Source organism: Pseudomonas sp. HD6422 (genome assembly GCF_025377065.1).
GTDB lineage: Bacteria > Pseudomonadota > Gammaproteobacteria > Pseudomonadales > Pseudomonadaceae > Aquipseudomonas > Aquipseudomonas putida_U.
Map to the genome: position 1 here is coordinate 1 of NZ_JAHWIW010000011.1, position 23,624 is coordinate 23,624.

The 23,624-nt window shown below is 63.1% G+C and carries 23 protein-coding genes; 7 read left to right on the forward strand and 16 right to left on the reverse strand.

The genetic code is table 11. The annotated features are described in order from the left end of the window. Positions 1–238: 238 nt before the first annotated feature. From ptsP to ilvA, 4 genes are all read right to left on the reverse strand, one after another. Positions 239–2,518, reverse strand: coding sequence for a phosphoenolpyruvate--protein phosphotransferase (gene ptsP / locus KY379_RS09910; protein ID WP_133325182.1), 2,280 nt, complete (start codon positions 2,516–2,518; stop codon positions 239–241). A gap of 22 nt (positions 2,519–2,540) precedes the next feature. Then, complete coding sequence (locus KY379_RS09915) at positions 2,541–3,020, reverse strand: RNA pyrophosphohydrolase (protein ID WP_003249017.1); 480 nt, start codon at positions 3,018–3,020, stop codon at positions 2,541–2,543. 94 nt (positions 3,021–3,114) lie between these two features. Continuing rightward, a complete protein-coding gene (locus KY379_RS09920; RefSeq protein WP_133325184.1) occupies positions 3,115–3,540 on the reverse strand; it encodes a DUF2269 family protein in 426 nt (141 codons plus the stop codon). Positions 3,541–3,586: 46 nt separating this feature from the next. After that, a complete protein-coding gene (gene ilvA / locus KY379_RS09925; RefSeq protein WP_261239125.1) occupies positions 3,587–5,101 on the reverse strand; it encodes a threonine ammonia-lyase, biosynthetic in 1,515 nt (504 codons plus the stop codon). A 134-nt stretch (positions 5,102–5,235) separates the two neighbouring features. On the opposite strand from ilvA, the gene rpiA reads away from it, so the two are divergent. Beyond that, positions 5,236–5,910 (forward strand): ribose-5-phosphate isomerase RpiA, encoded by a 675-nt coding sequence (gene rpiA, locus KY379_RS09930; RefSeq protein WP_133325188.1) that lies wholly within the window; start codon positions 5,236–5,238, stop codon positions 5,908–5,910. A gap of 94 nt (positions 5,911–6,004) precedes the next feature. Here the strand turns inward: rpiA and KY379_RS09935 are convergent, their stop codons facing one another. From KY379_RS09935 to KY379_RS09950, 4 genes are all read right to left on the reverse strand, one after another. After that, on the reverse strand, positions 6,005–6,910 hold the full coding sequence (locus KY379_RS09935) for an SdiA-regulated domain-containing protein (RefSeq protein ID WP_261239126.1): 906 nt from the start codon (positions 6,908–6,910) through the stop codon (positions 6,005–6,007). 87 nt (positions 6,911–6,997) lie between these two features. Further along, the gene (locus tag KY379_RS09940; RefSeq protein ID WP_261239127.1) at positions 6,998–7,918 is read right to left on the reverse strand and encodes an SdiA-regulated domain-containing protein; all 921 of its coding nucleotides are present in this window, start codon (positions 7,916–7,918) and stop codon (positions 6,998–7,000) included. Positions 7,919–8,059: 141 nt separating this feature from the next. Continuing rightward, on the reverse strand, positions 8,060–8,725 hold the full coding sequence (locus KY379_RS09945; protein ID WP_133325194.1) for a fumarylacetoacetate hydrolase family protein: 666 nt from the start codon (positions 8,723–8,725) through the stop codon (positions 8,060–8,062). A gap of 23 nt (positions 8,726–8,748) precedes the next feature. Then, positions 8,749–10,146 (reverse strand): FAD-binding oxidoreductase, encoded by a 1,398-nt coding sequence (locus KY379_RS09950; RefSeq protein ID WP_261239129.1) that lies wholly within the window; start codon positions 10,144–10,146, stop codon positions 8,749–8,751. A 164-nt stretch (positions 10,147–10,310) separates the two neighbouring features. Here KY379_RS09950 and serA point away from each other — a divergent pair, with 164 nt between their 5' ends. After that, a complete protein-coding gene (gene serA, locus KY379_RS09955; protein ID WP_133325198.1) occupies positions 10,311–11,540 on the forward strand; it encodes a phosphoglycerate dehydrogenase in 1,230 nt (409 codons plus the stop codon). Positions 11,541–11,604: 64 nt separating this feature from the next. Here the strand turns inward: serA and KY379_RS09960 are convergent, their stop codons facing one another. After that, a complete protein-coding gene (locus KY379_RS09960; RefSeq protein ID WP_261239130.1) occupies positions 11,605–12,081 on the reverse strand; it encodes a DUF4399 domain-containing protein in 477 nt (158 codons plus the stop codon). 196 nt (positions 12,082–12,277) lie between these two features. On the opposite strand from KY379_RS09960, the gene KY379_RS09965 reads away from it, so the two are divergent. Then, the gene (locus KY379_RS09965; protein WP_261239131.1) at positions 12,278–12,760 is read left to right on the forward strand and encodes a transporter substrate-binding domain-containing protein; all 483 of its coding nucleotides are present in this window, start codon (positions 12,278–12,280) and stop codon (positions 12,758–12,760) included. Between the two features lie 40 nt (positions 12,761–12,800). On the opposite strand, the gene KY379_RS09970 is transcribed toward KY379_RS09965, so the two are convergent. Continuing rightward, a complete protein-coding gene (locus KY379_RS09970; RefSeq protein WP_133325204.1) occupies positions 12,801–13,304 on the reverse strand; it encodes a DUF523 domain-containing protein in 504 nt (167 codons plus the stop codon). Beyond that, positions 13,291–13,926: a 2OG-Fe(II) oxygenase gene (locus KY379_RS09975; protein WP_133325886.1), complete on the reverse strand. Its 636-nt coding sequence runs from the start codon at positions 13,924–13,926 to the stop codon at positions 13,291–13,293. Before KY379_RS09975 ends, KY379_RS09970 begins: the two co-directional genes overlap by 14 nt. A 110-nt stretch (positions 13,927–14,036) precedes the next feature. Here KY379_RS09975 and KY379_RS09980 point away from each other — a divergent pair, with 110 nt between their 5' ends. Further along, entirely contained in the window at positions 14,037–14,789 is a 753-nt protein-coding gene (locus KY379_RS09980) for a DUF2059 domain-containing protein (protein WP_133325206.1), read from the forward strand. 1 nt (position 14,790) lies between these two features. On the opposite strand, the gene KY379_RS09985 is transcribed toward KY379_RS09980, so the two are convergent. Then, positions 14,791–15,717 (reverse strand): alpha/beta hydrolase, encoded by a 927-nt coding sequence (locus KY379_RS09985; RefSeq protein WP_261239133.1) that lies wholly within the window; start codon positions 15,715–15,717, stop codon positions 14,791–14,793. A gap of 98 nt (positions 15,718–15,815) precedes the next feature. Between KY379_RS09985 and KY379_RS09990 the strand changes: the two genes are divergently transcribed. The 3 genes from KY379_RS09990 (at position 15,816) to KY379_RS10000 (ending at position 19,658) form a co-directional block, all read left to right on the forward strand. After that, positions 15,816–16,382, forward strand: a complete 567-nt coding sequence (locus KY379_RS09990; protein WP_261239135.1) for a DUF6436 domain-containing protein — start codon at positions 15,816–15,818, stop codon at positions 16,380–16,382. 64 nt (positions 16,383–16,446) lie between these two features. After that, positions 16,447–18,813 (forward strand): penicillin acylase family protein, encoded by a 2,367-nt coding sequence (locus KY379_RS09995; RefSeq protein ID WP_261239137.1) that lies wholly within the window; start codon positions 16,447–16,449, stop codon positions 18,811–18,813. A gap of 23 nt (positions 18,814–18,836) precedes the next feature. After that, positions 18,837–19,658 carry an alpha/beta fold hydrolase gene (locus KY379_RS10000; RefSeq protein WP_261239138.1) on the forward strand — a complete coding sequence of 274 codons (822 nt, stop codon included), beginning with the start codon at positions 18,837–18,839 and terminating at the stop codon, positions 19,656–19,658. Between the two features lie 291 nt (positions 19,659–19,949). Here the strand turns inward: KY379_RS10000 and KY379_RS10005 are convergent, their stop codons facing one another. The 4 genes from KY379_RS10005 to KY379_RS10020 form a co-directional block, all read right to left on the reverse strand. Then, positions 19,950–20,735 carry a MetQ/NlpA family ABC transporter substrate-binding protein gene (locus KY379_RS10005; RefSeq protein WP_133325216.1) on the reverse strand — a complete coding sequence of 262 codons (786 nt, stop codon included), beginning with the start codon at positions 20,733–20,735 and terminating at the stop codon, positions 19,950–19,952. Positions 20,736–20,920: 185 nt separating this feature from the next. Continuing rightward, entirely contained in the window at positions 20,921–21,751 is an 831-nt protein-coding gene (locus KY379_RS10010) for a sigma 54-interacting transcriptional regulator (RefSeq protein WP_261239141.1), read from the reverse strand. 64 nt (positions 21,752–21,815) lie between these two features. Further along, entirely contained in the window at positions 21,816–22,397 is a 582-nt protein-coding gene (locus tag KY379_RS10015) for an alpha/beta hydrolase (protein WP_261239142.1), read from the reverse strand. Positions 22,398–22,634: 237 nt separating this feature from the next. Further along, complete coding sequence (locus tag KY379_RS10020; protein ID WP_261239143.1) at positions 22,635–23,624, reverse strand: sulfate/molybdate ABC transporter ATP-binding protein; 990 nt, start codon at positions 23,622–23,624, stop codon at positions 22,635–22,637.

The window sequence follows — 23,624 nt, forward strand, 5'->3', positions numbered from 1 at the left end:
CGTCACCAAAGGCGGGAAATTGGCTTGCTGAAAACCATAGAATCTCCCACAGGTGCCGCGCTGCCCTTGAGAACAGTACGGTGCCTATGGGACCGGGCTTATCCCGCGAAAGCGTCACCAAAGGCGGGAAATTGGCTTGCTGAAAACCATAGAATCTCCCACAGGTGCCGCGCTGCCCTTGAGAACAGTGCGGTGCCTGTGGGAGCGGGCCTGTCCCGCGAAAGGGCCGGCGCAGACCTCAGAGCGGCTTGTCGGCCCCCGGCCCTATCATTCGTGCCAGGCCGAGATTCTTCAATGCCAGCTGCAGGGAGCTGTGGATAACCTGCGGGTTGTCATGGCTCATGGCCTCGGCCAGCAGCTCCTTGGCCTTGCTCATGTTGATCTGGCGCAGCATCCATTTCACCTTCGGCAGGTTGGTGGCGTTCATCGACAGGCTGTCGAAACCCATCGCCATCAACAGGATCGCCGCCGCCGGATCACCAGCCATCTCGCCGCAGATACTCACCGGCTTGCCTTCGCCGTGGGCATCGCGCACCACGGTGTAGAGCGCTTGCAGGACGGCCGGATGCAGGTAGTCGTAAAGGTCGGCGACCCGCGGGTTGTTGCGATCGACGGCCAGCAGGTATTGGGTCAGGTCGTTGGATCCGACCGAGAGGAAGTCCACCTGACGGGCGAGTTCCTTGGTCTGATAAACGGCCGCCGGGATCTCCACCATCACCCCCACCGGAGGCATCGGTACATCGGTCCCTTCGTCCCGCACCTCGCCCCAGGCACGGTGAATCAGGTGCAGCGCTTCCTCGAGCTCGTGGATGCCGGAGATCATCGGCAACAGGATGCGCAGGTTGTTCAGGCCCTCGCTGGCCTTGAGCATGGCGCGGGTCTGCACCAGGAAGATTTCCGGGTGGTCGAGGGTGACGCGAATGCCGCGCCAGCCCAGGAACGGATTGTCTTCCTTGATCGGGAAATATGACAGCGCCTTGTCACCGCCGATGTCGAGGGTGCGCATGGTCACCGGCAACGGGTGGAACGCTGCCAGCTGTTCGCGGTAGATCGCCAGCTGTTCCTTCTCGCTGGGGAAGCGCTGGTTGATCATGAACGGCACTTCGGTGCGGTACAGACCCACCCCTTCGGCGCCACGCTGCTGGGCGCGGGCGACGTCGGCCAGCAGGCCGGTGTTGACCCACAGCGGCATGCGCTGGCCATCGGGCGTCACGCAGGGCAGCTCGCGCAATGCATCCAGACCCTGGGCCAGCTGGCGCTCTTCCTCGACCACATCGCTGTACTGTTTGCGCAGCACCTCGCTGGGGTTGGTGAAGACCTCGCCCTTGTAACCATCGACGATCAGCTCGATGCCGTCGACCTTGGAATACGGCAGGTCGACCAGGCCCATCACCGTGGGAATACCCATGGCCCGGGCGAGAATGGCAACGTGGGAGTTGCCCGACCCCAATACCGACACCAGGCCGGCAAGTTTGCCCTCGGGCACTTCGCCGAGCATGGCCGGGGTCAGCTCCTCGCTGACCAGAATGGTGTTGTCGGCGTACACCAGCGACTGCGAACGGGCTTCCTGCAGGTAGGCGAGCAGGCGCCGACCGAGGTCCTTGACGTCGGAGGCACGCTCGCGCAGGTAGTCGTCGTCCATCAGCTCGAAGCGGTTGACGTGCTCGCCGACCACCTGGCGCAGGGCGCCCTGGGCCCACTGGCCGGTCTTGATGACCTCGGTCACCTCTCCGCCGAGGGCGGCGTCCTCGAGCATCATCAGGTACACGTCGAACAGCGCACGCTCTTCGGGTCGCAACTGGGTGGCGAGCTTGGCCGACAGTTTGCGCATGTCGGCACGCACGCCTTCGAGGGCGTTCTGGAACAGTGCAAGTTCGGCGTCGATGTCTTCGACGGTCTTGTCCGGTACCACTTCAAGGTCAGCCGGCGGCAGCATGACCACCGCGCGACCCACTGCGGCACCGGGCGATCCCGGTACACCGACGAAACGCGCTTCCTGGATACCCTTGCCCTGGCGCCCCAGACCACGGATGGAACCGGTGGCCTCGGCGTGGGCGATGACCCCGGCGAGCTGAGCGCTCATTGTGACGAGGAAGGCTTCCTCGCCTTCGTCGAACTGGCGGCGCTCTTTCTGCTGGATGACCAGAACTCCGACCACTCGTCGGTGGTGGATGATCGGTGCCCCGAGGAAGGAGGCGAAGCGTTCTTCACCGGTTTCGGCGAAGTAGCGGTAACGCGGGTGGGCCGCGGCGTTTTCCAGGTTCAGCGGCTCTTCCCGGGTGCCGACCAGGCCGACCAGGCCTTCGTTGGGGGCCATGCTGACCTTGCCGATGGAACGCTTGTTCAGGCCTTCGGTGGCCATCAGCACGAAGCGGTTGGACTCCGGATCGAGCAGATAGACCGAGCAGACCTGGCTGCCCATGGCCTCTTTCACACGCAAGACGATGATCCCCAACGCCGTCTTGAGATCTTTGGCGGAGTTCACTTCCTGGACGATCTTGCGCAGCGTATTGAGCATGGCTCGGGGTCGAACTCCGTCGTCAGTCGCGCGTCAGCAGACGCGGTGCAAGCTCTTTCAAGGCACGGCGGTAGACTTCACGCTTGAATGTCACCACCTGGCCCAGCGGGTACCAATAACTGACCCAGCGCCAGCCGTCGAACTCGGGCTTGCCGGTCAGGTCCATCCGCACCCGCTGCTCGTTGCTCACCAGGCGCAACAGGAACCACTTCTGCTTCTGCCCGATGCACAGCGGTTGGCTGTGGGTACGCACCAGGCGCTGGGGTAAACGATAACGCAACCAGCCTCGGGTGCAGGCAAGAATTTCCACATCGTCGCGTTCAAGGCCGACTTCTTCGTTCAGCTCACGGTACAGGGCATCTTCCGGCGTCTCGTCAGGGTTTATGCCACCCTGAGGGAATTGCCAGGCATCCTGGTTGATCCGTCGAGCCCATAGCACCTGCCCGGCATCATTCGTGAGAATGATCCCTACATTGGGGCGAAAACCATCCGGGTCGATCACGGCAGCAACCTCGCAAACGCATGTCACCGCATTGTTCCACAAAGCCTGCGAGCGCAGCAACGCGCCGGCCAAGCTTATGCACAGCAACGATCCGTTAGACCGGCTTGGCGCCCATCAACCCGGCAATGGACAGGAAACACACCCCGCTGAATACCGCCAATGCCAAGGTGAAACGCAATCCCACCACCTCGGCCTTGCGCAGCCGGTTCAAGCGCACCAGCAGCCACCACACGGCAAGCGCGCCAACGGTATAGATGACACTGGAAGCCAGCACCCAGGTCTGCCCCAGCGGCCAACCGACCAGATGCACCAGCCACCAGCCGCTGAACGGCATGCTCAGCAGGCACAGCCCCATCACCAGCCAGACGAACACCAGCGGCCTGCGCAGCAGTTTGGCATAAGCCTCGGCGTCGCCCCGGCGGCGGGCGAGCACGGTCCACACCACCAGCCCCAGCGCGCCCAGCAGCAAGACTGCGGTGGCGGCGATGTGCAAGGCTTTCAGGGTCGTCAGGTGTTCCATGTCAGCATGTCCTTGTACAGGCGATCGTCAGGCCAAGCTTAGCCGCTTAACCCAGGAACAGCCGGTAAGCCGGGTTTTCCGTCTCGTCCCAGTAGGGGTAGCCGATCTTGGCCAGGGCTGCGGGCACCAGGTGGCGCTCGTCCTCCGGCACTTGCAGGCCAGCCACCACACGCCCGTCGGCGGCGCCGTGGTTACGGTAGTGGAACATCGAGATGTTCCAGCGCCCGCCCAGCTTGGCCAGGAAGTTGAACAGCGCACCAGGCCGCTCGGGGAACTCGAAGCGCAGTACGATCTCATCGCTGGCCCCGGCCGAATGACCGCCGACCATGTGGCGGATGTGCAGCTTGGCCAGTTCGTTGTCGGTCAGGTCGGTGACCGGGAAGCCTTGGTCGATCAATTGCTGGACCAGAGCCGCACGCGGGTCGTTCTCCGGATGGGTCTGCACGCCGACGAAGATGTGCGCCTCGTCGGAGGTGTGCTTGCGGTAGTTGAACTCAGTGATCTGTCGCTTGCCGATGGCCTCGCAGAATGCTTTGAAGCTGCCCGGGCGTTCGGGAATGGTCACGGCGATGATCGCTTCGCGCTTTTCGCCCAGTTCGGCACGCTCTGCCACATGGCGCAGGCGATCGAAGTTCACGTTGGCGCCCGAATCGATGGCGACCAGGGTCTGTCCGCTGACGCCTTTGAGCTCGACGTACTTCTTGATGCCCGCAACCCCCAACGCGCCGGCAGGTTCGGTGATCGAGCGGGTATCGTCGTAGATATCCTTGATTGCCGCACAGATCTCATCAGTACTGACGGTGATCACCTCGTCCACGTAGCGACGGCAGATGTCGAAGGTGTGCTGGCCGATCTGCGCCACCGCCACCCCATCGGCGAACAGCCCGACCTGCGGCAGGATCACCCGCTCGCCGGCGGCCATCGCTGCCTGCAGGCAGTTGGAATCGTCCGGCTCGACGCCGATCACCTTCACTTCGGGGCGCAGGTACTTCACGTACGCCGCAATACCGGCAATCAGGCCACCACCGCCGACCGGCACGAAAATCGCGTCCAGCTGCCCGGGGTGCTGGCGAAGGATTTCCATGGCCACCGTGCCTTGCCCGGCGATGGTATGCGGATCGTCGTAGGGGTGGATGTAGACGTAGCCTTTTTCGTCCACAAGTTTCAGCGAATAGGCCAGTGCCTCTGGGAACGAATCACCATGCAGCACCACCCTACCACCCCGCGAACGCACACCCTCGACCTTGATCTCAGGGGTGGTCCTGGGCATCACGATGGTGGCCTTGATTCCCATCTCACGAGCTGCCAAGGCCACGCCTTGGGCATGGTTACCAGCGGACGCCGTGACCACGCCACGGGCCAGCTCCTCGGGGCTCAACTGAGCGAGCTTGTTGTACGCGCCGCGGATCTTGAACGAGAACACCGGCTGCAGGTCCTCGCGCTTGAGCAGCACCTGGTTGCCCAGCCGCTTGCTCAGTTGCCCGGCGCTGTGCAACGGGGTTTCTACCGCGACGTCGTAAACGCGCGAGGTGAGGATCTTCTTGACGTACTGTTCGAGCATCGGGAAAGCATCACTGGGCCGCGGGACAAGGCCTGGGAGTCTACCCCAGCGCTACGTCGGGCGACCACAGCAAAGCCGCGCGAGCCGTTATACTAGCCCCCTCGAAAACCTCCCCCGCCCCTTTCGGAGCCCGCATGACCCAGGACCAACTCAAACAGGCCGTCGCCCAGGCCGCTGTCGACTTCATTCTGCCCAAGCTGGATGAAAAGAGCGTCGTAGGCGTCGGCACCGGTTCGACCGCCAACTTCTTCATCGACGCCCTGGCCCAGCACAAGACCGCCTTCGACGGCGCGGTCGCCAGCTCCGAAGCCACCGCTGCGCGCCTGAAGGGCCATGGCATCCCGGTCTATGAGCTGAACAGCGTGAGCGAACTGGAGTTCTACGTCGACGGCGCCGACGAGAGCGACGCCCATCTGAACCTGATCAAAGGCGGTGGCGCGGCGCTGACCCGCGAGAAGATTGTCGCGGCCGTGGCCAAGACCTTCATCTGCATCGCCGACGGCAGCAAGCTGGTCCCGGTTCTGGGCGCCTTCCCCCTGCCGGTCGAGGTGATTCCGATGGCCCGCAGCCATGTGGCGCGCCAGCTGGTCAAGCTGGGCGGCGACCCGGTCTACCGCGAAGGCGTGGTGACCGACAACGGCAACGTCATCCTCGACGTGCACAACCTGCAAATCACCAACCCGGTGGAGCTCGAGGCACAGATCAACGCCATCGTCGGTGTGGTCACCAACGGCCTGTTCGCCGCGCGGCCGGCTGACCTGCTGTTGCTGGGCACTGCCGAAGGCGTCAAGAGCCTCAAGGCCGAGTGATGCCCTTCGCGGGACAAGCCCGCTCCCACAGGTACTCCGGCAGCGGGTTTCTGTGGGAGCGGGCTTGCCCCGCGAAGAAGACGCCCACGACCCATCAATCGGCCGGCAACCTGAAGACATAGAAAAGGTTTGGCTCACTGACCAGATAGATGGTCCCCGCCTCGTCCATCGCGATCCCTTCCGCCTGCGGCACCGTCCGCTTCAAGCCCTGAGACCCCTTGCGCAGCGACAGGGTGCTCAAGGGCCTGCCTTTCACATCCAGCTCCAGGACCAACCGAGACTCATCCGATAGCGCCACCAGGTGACCACTGCGCTCGTCGAACTGCAGGCTCGACAGGTCCCGCACGAACAGCCGCGCATCACGCTTGCGGTCCTGCACCACATGCACCGCGTAGGGCTGTTCGGGATTGTCGTGGGGGAAACCATGCACTTCGTAGATCAGCATCGGATCACGCTCCTTGGCCACGAACAGGCGCTTGCCCTGCGAGTCGTAGGCCAGGCCCTCGAAACCCTTGTTGCCATTGAGGCCGATGCCCAAGGTCAATTGCTCGCCGTCAGCGGCATCGAGATATCCGGTGTCTTCCTCCAACCGCACCCGGATCAATCGCTGCTGGCGCTCGTCGGTGATCACGTAGCTGTCGGTACCAACGTATTCCACTGCCTCGGGGTCACCGAAACCGATCAGCGGCACACGTCGCAGAATGTGCCCATCGAGTGATAACTCGATCAGCTCGGGCCGCTTGTTGGTGACGGTGAAAAGCGTCTTTCGGTCGGGGTCATAGGTGAGCGCCGAAATGTCGGCGTCCAGCCCCTCGATGGGGCGTGCCTCGACCACCACCTGGTAGCGGTCCAGCCTGATGCCCTGCTCCGCAGGCTGCCACCAGGTCTTGAGGTTGAACCAGCCCCGTTCGAACAGGCGAAACTCCTGGGCGACCACACCGCCGAGCAACAGCAGCACGGCCAGGCCAGAAACGAACAACAAACGAACGGGACGACGCATGGTAGAAGGCTCAACGTAGGGAAGGCCCATTCAACCATGCGCAACTGAAAACAATCTTAATAACCGCGTCGGAAAAATCCGAAGGGCCTATTGGGTTTTCTTGAACCGATAGAACAGATTGGGTTCGCTGACCATGTACAGGTTGCCCTGGTCATCCAGGGCCACGCCTTCGGCGCGCGGAACGGTATCGGCCAAGCCGTTGAAGCCACCGAGAAGGGTCATGAAACTGACCTGCTGGCCTTGCTCGTCCAGCTCCAGCAGCATGTTCGAGTCGGCCGACAGCAGCAGCAGGTGGCCGGTGCGGGGGTCGACGTTCAACGCCGAAAGGTTGCGCAGGTCGAGCTCGTCGTTGGCCAGGGGCTTTTTATCGCCAGCAAGCGCGCTGCGGCCATCGGTGTTCCAGGTGAACAGGCGCGGCGGTCGCTCCTCGCCGATCACCAGACGCTTGCGCACGGCATCCCAGGCTACGGCCTCGAAGCCTTTGTTGCTCTTGACCGACTTGCCCAGGTCATAGCTCTGGAAGTCAGTGCGGTTCAACGCAGTGGTGCTGGCGTCGATCTGGACCAGGGTCAGGTCGTGGCGCCGCTCATCGACAATGGCCAACTGCCCGTTCTCCAGCACCGCCACCCCCTCGGGGTTTTCCCAACCCTGAAGGGGCATCTTGCGCAGCACATCGCCTTCAAGGCTGAGCTCGATCAGGAACGGGTTCTTGCCCATCACGGCAAACAGCGTGCGGGTCTTGGGATTGAAGGCCAGGTCAGAGGCCTCATCGTCTTCATCGCCGAAGGCCTTGCCGTCGATATCCACACGATAGGCCGGCAACCAGACGCTTTCGCGCTGTTCGACCTTGCTCTCGAAACCCTCCTTGATCCACAACACGCCACGGTCGTCCCAGTGCATCGCGGCTGCCACGCCGTAGGCGATGACAGCCAAGACCACCAGGGCAAACGGCCAACGCAGAAAGAAACGGCGCTTGGGGGTTGGCTGAGCGCTGGAGGGTGTGGGCATGCGGAGTTCCTGGAGAAATGTGCGTAGATCCGCGCATTATCCGGATAGGTTGTGAAAAAAACGCAAACATCAGCAATGGGCTTTTGGTCGCGAGCGCCCTTGCCGGAGCCACGGCAAGAACACTCTCGAAAAGGTAACGCTTCAGAGCACCTGGCTTTCGAAGCGCGAAACCCCTGGCAACTCCAGCACCAGCTTGTCGCCGACGTTGAATGCACCGACACCGGCCGGGGTGCCGGTGAGGATCACATCGCCGGCCTGCAGCGAGAAGTGCGCAGCCATGTACTGGATGATCGGCACGATGGGGTTGAGCATCATGGCGCTGTTGCCATCCTGGCGAACCTCACCGTTGATGGTCAGGCGCACCGGAATGTCGGTGACATCTTCGAAGCTCGCGGCGCTGACGAATGGCGGCAGTACGCAGGCACCGTCGAAGCTCTTGGCCAGCTCCCACGGCAGGCCCTTTTCCTTGAGCTTGGACTGCAGGTCGCGCAGGGTCAGGTCCAGGGCCGGGGCATAGCCGGAAATGGCGTCCAGCACTTCTTCCTCGGTGGCCTTGGAAGACAGCGGCTTGCCCAGCAGCACGGCGATTTCCGCCTCGTAGTGTACCGACCCACGGTCGGTCGGGATCTTGAATCCGCCTTCCAGCGGCACCACGCAACTGCCGGGTTTGATAAACAGCAGCGGCTCGCTGGGGATGGGGTTGTTCAGCTCCTTGGCATGCTCGGCATAGTTGCGGCCGATGCACACCACCTTGCCCAGCGGAAAGTGGATGCGCGTGCCGTCTACGTACTGGTGCTGGTAACTCATGGCCGACTCCTTTGCTACTGCTTTTATACGGGAGCGAAGATCTTACCCGTATTCATGATGCCGTTAGGGTCGAACACGGCCTTTATTGCCTTCATGCAGGCGATTTCCTCGGCCGAACGGCTGTAGTGCAGGTAGTCGCGCTTGGTCATGCCCACGCCGTGCTCGGCAGAAATGGAGCCGTTGTAGCGCTCGACGATCTCGAACACCCACTTGTTGACCTTGGTGCAGGAGGCAAAGAACGCGTCCTTGCTCATGTGCTCGGGCTTGAGGATGTTCAGGTGCAGGTTGCCGTCACCGATATGGCCGTACCAGACCACTTCGTAGTCCGGGTAATGCTCGCTGACGATGGCGTCGATGTCGCGCAGGAACGCCGGCACCTTGGAAACGGTGACAGAGATGTCGTTCTTGTACGGGGTCCAGTGGGAGATGGTCTCGGACAGATACTCGCGCAGCTTCCACAGGTTCCTCAGTTGGGTCTCGCTCTGGCTCATCACCCCATCGAGTACCCAACCTTGCTCGACGCAGTGCTCGAAAGTGGCCAGGGCCTGATTCGCCACATCTTCGTTGCTGGCCTCGAACTCGAGCAGGGCATAGAACGGGCAATCGGTTGCGAACGGCGCGGGCACATCGCCGCGCGCCATGATCTTGGCCAGCCCCTTGTCGGAAAAGAACTCGAAAGCGGTCAGGTCCAGACGCCCCTGAAACGCGTGCAGCACCGGCATGATCGAGTCGAAATCCGGCGTACCGAGGACCATCGCAGTCAGGTTGCGCGGGGCCCGATCCAGGCGCATGGTCGCTTCGACGACGAAGCCCAGGGTGCCTTCGGCGCCGATAAACAGCTGGCGCAGGTCATAGCCAGTGGCGTTCTTGATCAGGTCCTTGTTCAATTCCAGCAACTCGCCCTTGCCGGTGACCACCTTCAGGCCGGCTACCCAATTACGGGTCATGCCATAGCGGATCACCTTGATCCCGCCGGCATTGGTGCCGATGTTACCGCCGATCTGGCTGGAACCACTCGAGGCGAAGTCAACCGGGTAATACAGGCCCTGCTCTTCGGCGAATGCCTGCAACTGGCGGGTGACGACGCCCGGCTGGCAGACCACGGTGCGGTCGAAGGCATCGAAGTCGAGGATGCGGTTCATCAGGTCGAAGGCCACCACCACCTCGCCATTGGCCGCTACGGCGCCAGCCGAGAGGCCGGTACGCCCCCCCGAGGGCACCAGGGCCACTTGATGGCGATTGGCCCAGGCGACAATCGCCTGCACCTGTTCGATGCTGCGCGGCAGGACGATGGCCGACGGCGCTGGCGGAAAGTGCTTGGTCCAATCCTTGCCGTAGGCCTCCAGGGACGCGGCGTCGGTCAGGACCTTGCCAGGGTCTACAAGGGTCATCAGCTCGTCAATTACCGCAGGGTGGGTCATCGCGGGAACTCTCGACTTATTCATAGTCACCCTGAGCACACTTCACCTGTCGGGATAAGCTCAGATTGTGTCGCGTATGCTAGCATAGCGCTCCCGCTGTTCGTGCTAAGGCCGACGCCGTTTCACCCCTCGCCATTTTTTCTCCGGGATACAGGTTTACGCAGATGAGCAAGACTTCTCTCGACAAGAGCAAGATCAGGTTCCTTCTTCTTGAAGGTGTCCACCAGAACGCAGTGGATACCCTCAAGGCCGCCGGGTACACCAACATCGAGTACCTCACTGGTTCGTTGCCCGAAGCCGAGCTCAAGGAAAAGATCGCCGATGCCCACTTCATCGGTATCCGCTCGCGCACCCAGCTGACCGAAGAGATCTTCGATTGTGCGAAGAAACTGGTCGCCGTCGGTTGCTTCTGCATCGGCACCAACCAGGTCGACCTGGAAGCGGCCCGCGAGCGCGGCATCGCCGTGTTCAACGCTCCCTACTCGAACACTCGCTCGGTGGCCGAACTGGTGCTGGCCGAGGCCATCCTGCTGCTGCGCGGTATCCCCGAGAAAAACGCCTCCTGCCACCGCGGTGGCTGGATCAAGAGCGCGGCCAACTCCTTCGAGATCCGTGGCAAGAAGCTGGGCATCGTCGGCTACGGCTCGATCGGTACCCAGCTGTCGGTCCTGGCCGAAAACCTGGGCATGCAGGTGTACTTCTACGACCCGCTGACCAAGCTGCCGCTGGGCAACGCCGTACAGGTCACCAGCCTCAACGAGCTGCTGGGCCTGGCCGACATCGTCTCGCTGCACGTACCTGAGCTGCCATCCACCCAGTGGATGATCGGCGAGAAGGAAATCCGCGCCATGAAGAAGGGCGCGATCCTGATCAACGCCGCCCGCGGTACCGTGGTCGAACTCGATCACCTGGCGGCAGCCATCAAGGACAAGCACCTGATCGGCGCTGCCATCGACGTCTTCCCGGTCGAGCCGCGCTCGAACGACGAAGAGTTCGAAAGCCCGCTACGTGGCCTGGATAACGTGATCCTGACCCCACACATCGGCGGCTCCACCGCCGAGGCCCAGGCCAACATCGGCCTGGAAGTGGCTGAAAAACTGGTCAAGTACAGCGACAACGGTACCTCGGTGTCGTCGGTCAACTTCCCTGAAGTGGCTCTGCCAGCACACCCTGGCAAGCACCGCCTGCTGCACATCCACGAGAACATTCCGGGCGTGCTCAGCGAGATCAACCAGGTCTTCGCCGAGAACGGCATCAACATCTCCGGTCAGTTCCTGCAGACCAACGAGAAAGTCGGCTACGTGGTGATCGACGTCGACGCCGAGTATTCGGACCTGGCGCAAGAGAAGCTGCAGCACGTCAAGGGCACCATCCGCTCGCGCGTACTGTTCTGAGCTTGATCGCGGCATGAAGAAGGGAGGCCCTAGTGGCCTCCCTTCTTCGTTCATGCGCCTGGGACTATTTCACCTCGACGGTGATCTTCTTCGACTCGACGCTCGGTTTGAACGGCACGTGGTACTGATCGCCCAGCACCAGTTGCAGGGTGTGCTTGCCTGGCGTGAGGGTGATAGTCGCCTCGGTCTGTGCCTTGCCGAAGTGCAGGACCTGCGGACCGGCTGGCAATGGGGTGCCGCTCTCCGGCATCAGGCTGGCGGGCAGTGGCATGTCGGCCACCGGTTCTTTGTCCACATCCACCAGCAGGTGATGGTGGCCGGTATGCGGGGTCTGATCGCCGGCGGGCTTGAGCTCCATGCCCTCGATGCCGAACTTGACCGTGAAGGTCTTGTCGACCGTGGCGCCATCGGCGGGGGAAACGATGACGACCTTGGCATCCTTGGGCGGCTCCTGGCTCTTCAGGGCGTCCGCGGCGCTGGCCAATACCGAGGCCCCCATGAGCAGACCGGCGACGGCAGCACGCGAAAATAGGCTGTTCATTCACTTCTCCTGTGATTCATACATTGACCGCCATCTATGGACGAACGACAGCGGTAGTTCACCATAGCCCACAAAGACAAATATTTCAGTTAGGGTTAAACAACGTCCAAGCTTCGCAGTCATAGGCTGCGCTCGACCGCGACGAGGAAGAAAGTCGGGGCGAACAGTATTCATTTTCACAAGACAAGGGGCATCCATGCGCTTGACCTTAGGCCTACTGCTGGCAGCATTGATCACGCCGCTGGCGCACGCCGAGCTGATAGACGAAATCGCCGACCGAGGGGAGCTGCGCATCGTCGTGCAAGCCGACAACGCGCCGTATGCCTTCAGGGAGAACGACCGCCTGACTGGGTTCGAAATAGAGGTTGGCCAAGCGCTGGCCCAGGAGCTGGATTTGCGCGCCGAGTTCATCGAAGCGCCCGCGGACGAAGCCATCGCAGGCGTCGAGAACGGCAAGTACGACATCAGCCTGAACCAAGCCAAGAGTAAGCAAGGCGAGCAGTTGGACGTGAGCCAACCCTACAGCAGCCAGCAATTGGTGATTCCGTTCCAGAAGGATAACCCGGCGTTCGAAAGTGCGGTCAACAATGCTCTGCAGCGGATACAGGATGACGGGCGCATGGCGGCGCTGGAGCAGAAGTGGTTGAAGGGCGCGCAGCAGTCGGCGGCTGGGCAGTAACTTCGGTGTAGGTCTGTGCCGCGAGGAGGCCGGCACAGACCTACTCCGTGAGGCCAGCCAGCGCCACCTCCGCCTGTTCTAGCTCCAACTCGCTGAACACCAGCACCCCCTCGCGCCGCAACAATGCGGCGGTCACACCCTCCCCCGGCACCTTCACACCACTGAACGTGCCGTCATAGGTCAAGCGGTTGCCACACGAAGGGCTACCCGCCTTGAGCACCGCCACGCGGATCCCATGCTTGCGCGCCAGCGCCAGGGCCTGCCGCGCCCCAGCAAGAAAGGCGGCGCTGACATCTTCACCGATCACCGTCACCACGACCGCTGTTCCATCGAGCACCTCACCGCCCTGCCCGCCGGGAATCTCCGCAGGCGGGCGCGGCGTCGGCAAGCCGCCGGCCACCTCGGGGCACAACGGCACCACCCGGCCTTCGCCCTGCCAGCGTTGCAACAGATCGGGGTGTCCACTGCTGCGCCCGTCATAGCGCACCGGTTGGCCCAGCAGACAGGCGCTGACCAGCACCTTGGGCAGCTCAGAACGGGTCATTGCCACGGCGCCGGAACCAACCGGTCAACGACAGACGCTCACGACCGGCGGGCAGTACCTCGTGGGGCACATCGCCGGACAAGAACACCGCCAGGCAACCGGCCTGTGGCTGCACGTCATGGACGACATCACCGGCAAGGAACATACGCAACTGGCCGCCGTCCTCGGGCTGCCAGTCTTCATTGAGGTAGAACACCGCCGAAACCATACGCCGGTCGTCGTCGCGGAAACGGTCCAGATGGCGACGATAGAAGGCCCCTGGCGGATACAAGGCGAAATGGCACTCGAAATCCTCGAGTCCCAGGAACAGTCCTTGGTTGATGGCCTGGCGCAGCTCATCCATCGCCGCCAGATACTGGTCACAGGCTTCGGCCTGACCAGGGTCGATCCACTGGATCTGGTCGCCGCGGATCGTTTCACGGACCTCCTGGGCGGCACCGCGCCCGACCCCGGCGGGGTTGAGCTCGCCATCGGCATAACGCCGGCGGCATTCGGCCGCCAGCGCGCGCGCCAGGGCCGCAGGCAGAAAGAGGGCCTGCTGGGACCAGCCACGGGTGGCCAGGTCATCGACGACGGCCGATAGCATCGGATATTCGAGGGAGGTTTGCATGGCGCGCATCATATCCATTCGCCCTGCACTCGCACAGCGCCACTTGGCCGAGAAGCGTTGCGGTATCTCGACAAACCTGCGCCGAGCCAAGGACAATAGCCTCCTGCCGACAGGAGTCCTGAATGCGCCGTCTGTTTTCCCTGCTTCTGCTGATGATCTGCACCATGCCTGTCTGGGCAGATAGCCTCGATCAGCTGTACAAGGCCGCCGGCTGGCCCGATCAGCGCGCCCACTTCAGCGATGCGCTGAGCGCGGCCCAGCAGCGCTATCGCAACAGCTTGCCGCCAGCGGTCTACCAGGCACTGGTCAACAACAGCAACCAGCGCTTCCAGGCCCAGGCCATGGACCGCCGCGCCCAGGCCCAGTTGCGCGCCACCCTGGCCAATCCTGCGCCGGCCCTGGCCTTCTTCCAGTCGCCGCTGGGCCGCAAGGTGGTCGCCGCCGAGCTGCTGGCCACGCGCAAGGACCAACTGGCCAAGAACGCCAAGGGCCTGCCCAAGATCCAGGCCAGCGACGATCGCCTGCTGATCATCGGCCATCTGGCCCAAGCCCTGCCCGCGCGCGAGGCCGGTGCCGAGGTCAGCCTGGCCATTGCCGGCGTGGCCGCCGACAGCCTCAGTTCGATGCTCCCCGGGCTGTTCGGTGGCGGCCAGGCCCAGGGGCTGCTCGACGGCCAGCGCCAGCGCCTGATGCAGCAGATCGGCGAAGACCTCAATAACACCCTGCTGTACGTTTACCGCGACCTGTCCGACGCCGAGCTCGAAGAGTTCGCCACCTTCGCCGAATCGCCGGAAGGCAAGGCCTACTACCAGGCGGCAGTGGCTGCGGTACGTGCCGGCCTTGCCGTGGGTCAGAGCGCGGCGGACCTAAAGTAGGTCAGCCCAGCCGCTGATCGAGAAAGTCGAAGTAGCGCTGGCGAATCCCCGGCAGCTCGTTGGCCAGGTGATGGCGTGCCTCGGGCAGCATGAGAATCTGCGGCTCGCTGAACTTGGCCCTGAGCACCTGCAGGTTGTACGGCCAGTCCACCGTACCATCGGCCTCCCCCTGCACGATCAACGGCTGCCGCGTGCTGTGCGGCGCCGCCTGGATACGTTTGACCCAGGCGATCAGCGCACCGACCCAGGCAGTAGGCAGACGTCGTGGTTGCAGCGGGTCGGCTTCGAGAAACGGCAGAAATGCAGGATCGTTGGTGTTCTCGCTGAAGCGGCGCTCGATGCCGTTGACGAAGTGGCGAAGCACCCGGTAACTGAACTTCGACCACCTCCAGGCGCGCGGGCGGACCAGCGGCGCAAGCAGAATCACCTGGCCATCGATCGGACTCTGGGCACCCTTGTGCAGCAGATGGTCCACCGCGATGGCGCCACCGGTGCTCTGCCCGCAGAGATGCCACGGGCGCGGCAAGTTCAAGGCCTGGGCCTGTTCGAACAAGGCATCGAGCACCTGCTGGTACTGGCCGAAGTCAACGATGCTGGCGCGCTCGCCACTGGACAGGCCGTGGCCTGGCAGATCGCAGCTGATCACCGCAAAGCCGCGCGCCAGCGCCCACGCGATCACATGCCGATAGAGCCCCATGTGGTCGTAATAGCCATGCAGCAAGAACAGCGTCGCGCTCGGGCGCTCGGGCAACCAGGCCTGCCCGACCACATCGAACCCGGCCACCTGAAAGCGGCCCAACCAGCTCTGCGCGGGCAGATCGAGGCCATAAAAGCGCTGGTAGTCGCGGGCCTGCTCGGTCAACGGTCGTCGCTCGAAAAGGGGCGCCAGGCTGGCACGCAGAAGGTCAGGGTGAAAAGCAGCGGGCATCGGGTACATCCACAACGCAGCAAGTATTGACCTGCGATATTCAGCTCTGGCTGGCATCGTGGCAAGCTTGGGCGCTTTCCACCCGCATCAGGGATCCCATGCCCACTCGAATCAGACAACTAAGCGTGGCCCTCGTGCTCGTGCTCTGTGCCGTCGTCCTCTGGCTGGCGTACAGCAGCTTTCAAGCTCGCTACCTGCGCCCGTTCGCAACACAGGCCACCCTGTTCGACGGCAGCCAACTGCGCCTGCCCGCAGAACTGGTCGGCCCTGGATCGATCCGCGTGGTGCACTTCTGGGACCCGGCCTGCCCGTGCAATGTCGGCAACCAGCAGCACCTGGGCGAACTGATCGAGCATTTCGCCGATCGGGGGGTGAGCTTCCACGTGCTGCAAAAGCCCGGCAGCCATGGCCAACTACCCGCCAACCTGAAACGCCTGCAGGCCATCGCCAGCTTACCCGGCAGCGAACACCTGCCCGCCTCGCCCGCCGTGGCGATCTGGGACCGCCAAGGCAAACTCGCCTACTTCGGCCCCTACAGCGAAGGTGCGGTGTGCAATGCCAGCAACAGCTTCGTCGAACCGATCATCCAGGCATTGCAGCAGGGCCGTCCGGTCAACGCCTCCAACACGTTGGCCGTAGGCTGCTACTGCCCCTGGAACGACTAAGCTCTGTGCGCGGGCCAGGCGAAGACTGGTTCCGGCCTTACCCTCGCGTATCCAAGGAGATTCGATGAAACGCAGCTTCATCCTATTGGCCGTGCTGGTGGCGGTCGCCGTCGGCGCGGGCGGTTACTGGTACATGCAGGGCAAGCTGCCGCAACGCCAGGGCGAGGTCGCCATCGCCGGCTTGCAAGCCCCGGTCAGCGTGCGCTACGACGCCCGCGGCGTGCCGCACCTGCAGGCGCGCAACCAGCAGGACCTGTACCGCGCCCTCGGCTACGTGCATGCCCAAGACCGTCTGTTCCAGATGGAGATCGTGCGTCGCCTGGCCCGCGGCGAACTGGCCGAGGTGCTGGGGAGCAAACTGGTGCCCAGCGATACCTTGTTCCGCAGCCTGCGCATCCGCGAACAGGCCGCCGCCATGGTCGCCCGCCTGGATCATCAGAGCCCCGCCTGGCAAGCCCTGCAGGCCTACCTGGAGGGGATCAACGCGTGGCAGGACAGCCACCCCAGTCCCGTCGAGTTCGACCTGATCGGCATCCCTCCCCGGCCATTCACCGCCGAGGACACCTTGAGCGTTGCCGGCTACCTGGCCTATAGCTTCGCTGCCGCTTTCCGTACCGAGCCTGCACTGACCTATGTGCGCGACCAACTCGGCCCCGATTACCTGAAGATCTTCGACCTGGCCTGGCAGCCACAAGGCCAGCTCGCCGCCCCTCTGGCCGCTGCCGACTGGCGCAGCCTCGAGGCCCTGGCGCGGGTCAGCCATGACGCGCTGCAGGCCGCCGGCATCCCGGCATTCGAGGGCAGTAATGCCTGGGCCGTTGCCGGCAGCCGCACACGCAGCGGCAAGCCCCTGCTGGCTGGCGACCCTCATATCGGTTTCGCCGTACCGGCGGTGTGGTACGAAGCCGAACTGTCGGCGCCGGACTTCAACCTGTACGGCTATTTTCAGGCGCTCAATCCGTTCGCCTTGCTCGGCCACAACCGTGACTTCGGCTGGAGCTTGACGATGTTCCAGAATGACGACGTCGATCTGATCGCAGAGAAGGCCAACCCCGACAACCCCGACCAGGTGCTGGTCCACGGCCAGTGGCAAAACCTGCAAAAGACCGAGCAGACCATCGCCGTCAAAGGCGAAGCGCCGGTTACCCTCACCCTGAGCCGCTCGCCCCACGGCCCGATCGTCAACTCGGTGCTGGGCGCTACCGCCGGCAGCGTCCCGATCGCCATGTGGTGGGCATTCCTGGAAACCGAGAATCCGTTGCTCGAAGGCTTCTATCAGATTAACCGCGCCGACACCCTGGCGAAGATGCGCGAGGCTGCCGAGAAGATTCAGGCCCCGGGGCTCAACCTGGTCTGGGCCAACGCCCGTGGCGATATAGGTTGGTGGGCGGCGGCGAAACTGCCGATTCGCGCCGAAGGGGCCGAGCCGATGTTCATCCTCGACGGCAGCAGCGCGCAAGCCGACAAACTCGGCTTCTACCCCTTCAGCGTCAATCCACAGCAGGAAAATCCCACCAGCGGCTACATCGTTTCGGCCAACTTCCAACCACCTGCGGTGGTGCCGATCCCTGGCTACTACAACCTGCCGGACCGGGGTCGCCAACTGGACCGGCAACTGGCCAACCCCGACGTCAAATGGGATACCCAGAACAGTCAGGCGCTGCAGTTGGACACCAGCAACGACTATGGCCCGCGCACTCTGGCACCCTTGCTGTCGACCCTGCGCGGCATCGCCGAAGGCGACGAGGAAAAGGAACTGGTCGAGCAATTGGCAGCCTGGCGCGGCGACTACCCGCTGGACTCCACCAGCGCCACGCTGTTCAACCAGTTCCTTTATGAGCTCGCCTACGCGGCCCTGCATGACGAACTCGGCGACACCTGGTTCCCGGTGCTGATCAGCACCCGCGCCATCGATACGGCCCTGCCGCGCCTGGCCGCCGATACCCAATCGCCCTGGTGGAATCTGCGGGGCGCCAGCGAGCGTACCGATCGCACCGCCATCGTGCGCATGGCTTGGCGCAACAGCCTGGAGCACCTACGCACCGCCCTGGGCAGGGACCCCGCCAGTTGGCAGTGGGGCAAGGCGCACACCTTGACCCATAACCACCCGCTGGGTAGCCAGAAGCCATTGAACCTGTTGTTCAACGTCGGCCCGTTCGCCGCCCCCGGCACTCACGAGGTGCCGAACAACCTGTCGGCGAAAATCGGTCCGGCGCCATGGGCAGTGAATTACGGCCCTTCCACCCGGCGCCTGATCGACTTCGCCGATGCCAGCCAGGCACTGACCGCCAATCCGGTCGGGCAAAGCGGCGTACCGTTCGACAAGCACTATTCCGACCAGGCCGAAGGCTATATACAAGGCAAGTATCAGAAGGCGCTGATGGCGGTGATCCCTGCCGAGAGTACTCTGCGCCTGGTTCCCAGTCGCTAACCCTTGCAGATCGAGGCTTTCGCATGCAACAACACTTCATCGAGATCGACGGCGCACGCATGAGCTATGTCGACCAAGGCCAGGGCTTCCCAGTGTTGCTCGGCCACAGCTACCTCTGGTCGGCAGCGATGTGGCAGCCGCAGATCGACGCGCTGTCCCGACACTTTCGGGTGATCGTGCCCGAACTCTGGGGCCATGGCGACTCCGATGCCCCGCCCGCGAGCACCACCGACATGAGCGCTCTGACTCGCCAGCATCTGGCCCTGCTCGATGCGCTGGACATCGATCAGTGCCACCTGGTCGGCCTCTCGGTAGGCGGCATGTGGGGCGCACAACTGGCCATCGAACATCCGCACAGGGTCGATCGCCTGGTCCTGATGGACACCTTCCTCGGCGCCGAGCCCGAAGCTACCCGGCTCAAGTACTTCGGGCTGCTGGATGCGGCCAGCGCCGCTGGCTGCTTCTCCGATCCGTTGCTGGACATCATCGTGCCGATCTTCTTCCACGCCGGTGGCGAGACGGTGCCGCACGTGCGCGAGGCGTTCCGCGCAGCGCTCAAGTCGAGCAGTGCAGAAGTGATCCGGCAAAGCCTCGACCCGATGGGCCGGGTGATCTTTGGACGGCCCGACTTCCTGGCACGGTTGGGCGAGCTGCACGGCGAACGAACGATCGTGCTGTGTGGCGACCAGGACATTCCGCGTCCCCCCGAGGAATCCAACGAGATGGCACGCATCATCGGCTGCCTGGCTGCGCAGATTCCGTATGCAGGTCATATCTCGAGCCTGGAGAATCCCAAGGTGGTGAATGATTTTCTGCTGAACTGGCTACCGCAACGGTCTGCGTGACGCTCCCCGGCTGAAGTCGCTGCGCTCGGTAAGGAAAAGAGCGCACGCGGCGGCCTCGATTGAAACTTTCGTTCCCGTCTCGTCTCAAAAGATTGCGCTCCACGTCATCGCACGCCCATCAAACCAACAAGGACGATAATTGATGAACAACGCCTGCCTGGATGATCCGAACGAACAACTGCTGTGGCTGATCGCGTTACGCCGGGCCCTGGGCGGGTCGCGCTAGGCCAGCCACAAACGAAAACGCCGACGCAAATGCGTCGGCGTTTTCGTTAAGGGTCCAGCAGCCGATCAGAACGCAGGCAGCACCGCACCGTGGTACTTCTGGTCGATGAAGGCCTTCACTTCCGGGCTGGTCAGGGCCTTGGCCAGCTTCTGGATGGCTTCGCTGTTCTTGTTGTCCGGACGGGCAACCAGGAAGTTCACGTAAGGCGAGTCGCTACCTTCGATGACCAAGGCATCCTTGGCCGGGTTCAGGCCGGCTTCAAGCGCGTAGTTGGTGTTGATCATGTCCAGATCGACCTGGTCCAGCACGCGCGGCAGCATGGCCGACTCCAGCTCGCGGAACTTCAGCTTCTTCGGGTTCTCGGCGATGTCCTTGGGGGTCGCCAGGGCGTTCTTCGGATCTTTCAGGGTGATGATCCCGGCCTTCTGTAGCAGCAGCAAGGCACGGCCGCTGTTGCTGCCCTCGTTAGGGATGGCGACGGTGGCGCCTTCCTTGAGCTCGTCCAGGCTCTTGACCTTCTTCGAGTAGCCACCGAACGGCTCGACATGCACACCGATCACGGTTTCCAGGTGAGTGCCTTTGCCTTCGTTGAAGTTCTGCAGGTATGGCAGGGTCTGGAAGTAGTTGGCGTCCAGGCGTTTCTGGTCGACCTGCACGTTCGGTTGCACGTAGTCGGTGAAGACCTTGATCTCCAGGTCCACGCCTTCCTTGGCCAGGGTCGGCTTGATCAGTTCGAGGATCTCGGCGTGCGGTACCGGGGTCGCGGCAACCACCAGTTTCTCGGCAGCGCTGGCCAGGCCGGCGAACGACAGGGCGGCGGCCAGGGCCGTGGTCAACAGGGTCTTCTTCATGGTTTTCCTTATTCGAGCGAGGCGCCATGTTCAATGGCGATGTCTGGGTGCCCGCGGCCAGGCCTGCGGGCGTGAAGCGGACGATACCGAGATTTTTTATTCCGCAACAATATCTTTTTTTTAAGCTCTTATAACAAAAACAACCTGCCATCCTGACAATTGCTTATGAACCGCTGCGGCTGCGTCTAACTCGCGGCATTCGGCAGGTCGAGGTGTTCCGGCAGGAGCTCCGGGCCATCGCTGACCAGCAAGGCGAAATGCACGACGTTCTCCAGCTCACGGGTATTGCCGGGCCAGGCGTGGGCCTCCAGCGCGTACTGGGCCGCCTCGCTGATCAAAGGCACCTCACGTTGCAGACGTGCGCTGTAGATACCCACGAAGTACTCGGCCAGCGCCAGAATGTCCCCTTGACGCTCGCGCAGCGGCGGCAGCTCCAAGGTGCCTTCGCGCAGGTAGAGGTACAGGCGCTCATTGAAACGCCCGGCGCGAACAACTCGCGCCAGGTCGATGCTGGTCGCCGCTACCAGACGCACGTCCACCGGCTGCGGTTGGTGCGCACCGACGCGGGTCACCTCGCGGTTTTCCAGGGCAGCCAGCAACTTGCCTTGGATCGCCAGCGGCAAGTCGGCAATTTCGTCGAGGTACAACGTGCCACCGTTGGCCGAGCCGAACCAGCCGGCGCGGCTACCCGCCGTACCTCCGTGAGCGCCTGCGGTGTAACCGAACAGCTCGGCGTCGGCATAGGTGGGGCTGATGGCGGCGCAATTGACCGATACGAACAGCCCGCCGCGATCGCTGGCCCGGTGGATCTGCCGGGCCAGCAATTCCTTGCCGGTGCCGGTTTCACCCCGCACCAGTACAGGCAGCGATTGGGGGGCAAGGCGTTCGAGGGCTTGGCGCAACTGCCGTGAGCGCGGGTCGATGAACACCAGCGCCTTGGCACGGATGCTCAATGGGCTCTTGTCCAGCTCAGGAAAGGTCAGCAGGGGCTGGCCGAATGGATTATGCAGCGTCATGAAAAACTCCCACCCCAGACCTTGCGGGGCCGGGTGTCAGGCAATCGGTGAGCGGTAGGGACGATCAGGCGCGACGCAGCGCCCGCTGCTCGATGCGGCTTTGCAGGCGATAGAGGTAGGCGAAGCCCTGCTCCCAACGCTCGTGACCTGACTTGACGTTGATGTGCCCGGCATTGGTCAACAAGCCCGCCTCCGCCCCCCAAGCTTGGGCCAAGTGCAGCGCCCGAGGCACGCTTACCGCCGGGTCGTTGTCCGAACTGACCACCTGGCTGGGGAAGGGCAGCGGCTGCTGAGGGATCGGCGCGAAATTGCGCAGGGCCGGTGCGCAAGTGGGCCGCTCTACATCCGCAGGGGCCACCAGCAAAGCACCACGAACCCGCCGCAGGAGAGCCGGATTGGCGCGTGCGGCCCAGTGGGCGACGGTGATGCAGCCCAAGCTATGGGCGATCAAGATCACCGGCGAGCGGTCGGCGACAATCGCCTGCTCCAGCGCTTGCACCCAGTCGCCACGCTGTGGGGTCAGCCAATCCTCCTGCTCGACCCGGAAGCTGTTGGGCAGGGTGCGCTGCCAGTGACTTTGCCAATGGTTGTCTGGCGACCCTTGCCAGCCCGGCAAGATCAGGTAGCGTATCGACTCATTGCGCATGGGGACGCCTCCGTGAAGTTTGCGTGCTTGGCCTCCAGTATCACGGCGGCGAATATATCAGTAAAGGAATAAGAAGATATTTATTAATAACTTTATGTTTTAACCGCAGAAACAGAACGGCCCCGGTTAGCTCCACAGGATCGCGCAGTTGCTGAACTTTGCGCCAAACCTGTGGGAGCGGGCTTGCCCGCGAAGGGCCGCAAAGCGGCCCCTGGGTTCTCATGCAACGACTTCGCCTCAGATATCCGCCACTTTCTGCCAAACCTTGGGTCGGAAGAACAGTGTCTCGCCACGGGCCAGACCGGCCAGGCTGTCATGGTCCTTGACCACTTCGGCCTCGATCAGCTCGCTCTGCCCTTCCACCTTCAGGGTGACCCGCGTGGTCGCGCCCAGCGGTCGGATGTCACGCACCTGCGCAGCGTGGTGCCCTTCGGTTTCGTGACGCGACAGCGACACCTCGTGCGGACGGAACAGCACATGATGTCCCTCGCTCAAGGCCAGGCGGTTGGAATCGCCGAGGAAGTGATAGACGAAGTCGTTGGCAGGCTGCTCGTAGACCTCGCCCGGTGAGCCGATCTGCTCGATCACACCCTTGTTCATCACCACGATGCGGTCGGCCACTTCCATGGCTTCTTCCTGGTCATGGGTAACGAATACCGAGGTCAGGTTGATGTCTTCGTGCAGGCGCGCCAGCCAACGGCGCAGCTCTTTGCGCACTTTGGCGTCGAGGGCACCGAACGGCTCGTCGAGCAACAGCACTTTGGGCTCCACCGCCAGGGCCCGGGCCAAGGCGATGCGCTGGCGCTGGCCACCGGACAGCTGCTCGGGGTAGCGATTCGACAGCCAGTCGAGCTGAACCATGTTCAGCAGCTCGTGCACCTTTTCAGCGATCTTGCTCTCACTCGGGCGCTCGCCTTTAGGCTTCATGCGCAGGCCGAAGGCGACGTTGTCGAACACGCTCATGTGGCGGAACAACGCATAGTGCTGGAACACGAATCCGACGTTGCGATCTCGCACGTCGTGGCCGGATACATCCTCACCATGGAAGACGATATTGCCGGTATCGGGGGTCTCCAGGCCGGCGATGATGCGCAGCAAGGTGGTCTTGCCGCAACCGGACGGACCCAGCAGGGCCACCAGCTCACCGCTGTTGATATCCAGGTTGATGTTGTCCAGGGCCTGGAAGCTGTTGAATCGCTTGCTGACGTTACGAACTTCGATCGACAT